The 2,544-nt window shown below is 60.5% G+C and carries 2 protein-coding genes; both read left to right on the forward strand.

Annotated elements, in window-relative coordinates; genetic code table 11:
• Positions 1–305 precede the first annotated feature (305 nt).
• Complete coding sequence (gene proB, locus HMPREF0178_RS19345; protein ID WP_009369229.1) at positions 306–1,454, forward strand: glutamate 5-kinase; 1,149 nt, start codon at positions 306–308, stop codon at positions 1,452–1,454.
• A 60-nt stretch (positions 1,455–1,514) separates the two neighbouring features.
• Positions 1,515–2,486 carry an ADP-glyceromanno-heptose 6-epimerase gene (gene rfaD / locus HMPREF0178_RS19350; protein ID WP_009369230.1) on the forward strand — a complete coding sequence of 324 codons (972 nt, stop codon included), beginning with the start codon at positions 1,515–1,517 and terminating at the stop codon, positions 2,484–2,486.
• Positions 2,487–2,544 lie beyond the last annotated feature (58 nt).

Here is a 2,544-nt window from a genome sequence, read left to right on the forward strand (position 1 = left end):
AAGTTTCTCCTCCCCTTCCCCAAACCCCATCCCCTCCTCTTCAAAGATTTTCGACTGGTGGGGAGGCCGCGCGGCGGGAGTTCGTTCCGGCTGGGGTGGAAGAAGAGGCAAGATGTTTTTATTGTATTGCGAAAGGCGGGAAATCTTCCCGTCTTTTTTGTTGCGGGGAACAAGGAGCCGGAGGACTGGCGTTCGAGGGGAATTTGTGGTGTAACCGGGGCGTTGTTCAGACCATTAAGCCGGGTCAAGGGGCGGCTCGCCCCTTGTGGGCACAAGCCCGCCGGAGGCATCATACGGAGTACTTCATGAACTGGCAGGAAGAACGGGACGCGACGTTGCGCGAGGCCCGATGCGTAGTGGTCAAGGTGGGGTCGGCTGTTCTCAGCACCGGGTCCGAACTGAACCTCCCCGTGCTGGACAATCTGGTCAACCAGCTCGCCGTGCTGAGCCGTCAGGGCCGCCGCGTGGTGCTGGTGTCGTCCGGGGCCGTGGCCGCCGGACGGACCGCGCTCAAAAAATTGCCCGGCGAACCCGCCGCCGTGGGATTGAGCGGCAAGCAGGCCGCCGCCGCGGTAGGGCAGGGGCGGCTCATGCACCTGTACGACAACGCCTTTGCCGAACGGGGTATTCTGACGGCGCAGGTTTTGCTGACCCGCGATGACCTCAAGAACCGCACGCGGTTCCTCAATATCCGCAATACGTTCAGCGAACTGCTGAACTGGGGCGTCATCCCGGTGGTCAACGAGAACGACACCGTGTCCGTCAACGAACTCAAGTTCAGCGACAACGACAACCTCGCCAGCTTGCTCATCAATCCGGTTGAGGCGGACCTGTTCGTCAACCTGACGACCATCGGCGGCGTACTGGACGCCAACCCGCTGGAAAACCCCGATGCCACGATCATGCCGTGCATCGAAGATGTCCGGGCCCTCAATCTCGATACCCTGTGCGGCGGCAAGACCTCCGTGGGCACGGGCGGCATGTACTCCAAACTGCTTTCCGCGCACCGGGTGGCGCAGCTCGGCGTGCCCACCGCCATTCTGCCCGGCTGCGAACCGGACGTCATCCCTCGCCTGTTCGCGGGTGAAACCATCGGTACATGGGTACGGCCCGAACAGCGCACGGTTTCCCGCCGTAAATACTGGCTGGCGTATCAGGCCGATCCGCAGGGGACGCTGTACCTCGACACGGGCGCGGCGGATGCTGTCAGAAACCACGGCAAGAGCCTCCTGCCCGGCGGCATTACGGAAGTGCACGGCAGCTTTGAGGCGGGTGCGCTGGTGCGGCTCGTGTATGACCGCGAAACGGTGGGCGTGGGCCTGAGCAACTACAATGCGGCGGATCTGCTGCGTATCAGAGGCCTGAAACGGCACGAGGTCGCCGCCATTCTCGGCGACGCGCATTACCCCGAAGTGGTGCACCGCGACAATCTGTTGCTGGATGCGGCCTTGTAGCGTACAAAAAACGGAAGCGTCCGTTTCCCGACGGCGCCATTGCATTTTTAAGGAGTGACCATGTACATCGTAACAGGCGGTGCGGGCTTCATCGGGAGCGCCATGATCTGGCGGCTCAACGAAGCGGGCATCGACGATATTCTGGTTGTGGACAATCTGGCTTCCAGCGAGAAATGGCGTAACCTCGTCAACCGTCGGTACCGGGACTACGTACACCGTGACGAATTCCGGCGCATGGTGCTGGAAGGCCGTGCCCCGCAGAAGGTCGAGGCCATCATCCACATGGGGGCGTGTTCGTCCACTACGGAACGCAACGCCGATTTCCTGATGGACAACAATCTGCATTACAGCCAGATGGTCTGCCGTTACGCCCTTGAGCAGGGCGCGCGCCTCATCAACGCGAGCAGCGCGGCGACCTACGGCGACGGTTCGCACGGCTTTTCCGACAGCCTGCTGACCACGCTTTCCCTGCGGCCCCTCAATATGTACGGTTATTCCAAACAGATGTTCGATCTGTGGGCCTACCGCGAGAATCTGCTCAAGAGCATCGCCAGCGTGAAGTTCTTCAACGTGTACGGCCCCAACGAGTACCACAAGGGCGAGATGAAGAGCGTGGCCTGCAAGGCTTTCACCGAGCTGCGCGAAACCGGTTCGCTCCGCTTGTTCAAGTCCGACCGCCCGCAGTACCCCGACGGCGGCCAGATGCGCGATTTCGTGTATGTAAAGGACTGCGTCAACGTCATGTTCTGGCTGTTGGAGCATCCCGAAGCCAACGGCATCCTGAACATCGGTTCGGGCAAGGCCCGCACGTGGAACGATCTCGCCAATTCGGTGTATTCCGCGATGGACAAGATCCCGGACATCAACTACATCGACATGCCCGCCGAGCTGAAGGGCCGCTATCAGTATTACACGCAGGCGGACATGGCGTGGCTGGAACGCCTTGGCTGCGACATTCAGTTCCACAGCCTTGAGGACGGCGTCTCCGACTACATCAAGAATTATCTGATGAATCCTGATCCGTATTTGTAGGAAGGGGAAGAGAAGAAGGAAGATTGGGGAGGGGAGGGAAGAACTTTCTGTAGAAAGT

It is taken from the genome of Bilophila sp. 4_1_30 (genome assembly GCF_000224655.1).
GTDB classification, from domain to species: domain Bacteria; phylum Desulfobacterota; class Desulfovibrionia; order Desulfovibrionales; family Desulfovibrionaceae; genus Bilophila; species Bilophila wadsworthia.

Coding starts and splice junctions, on each gene's coding strand:
- proB (WP_009369229.1), top strand. CDS start 306: ATGAACTGGCAGGAAGAACGGGACGCGACGTTGCGCGAGGCCCGATGC.
- rfaD (WP_009369230.1), top strand. CDS start 1,515: ATGTACATCGTAACAGGCGGTGCGGGCTTCATCGGGAGCGCCATGATC.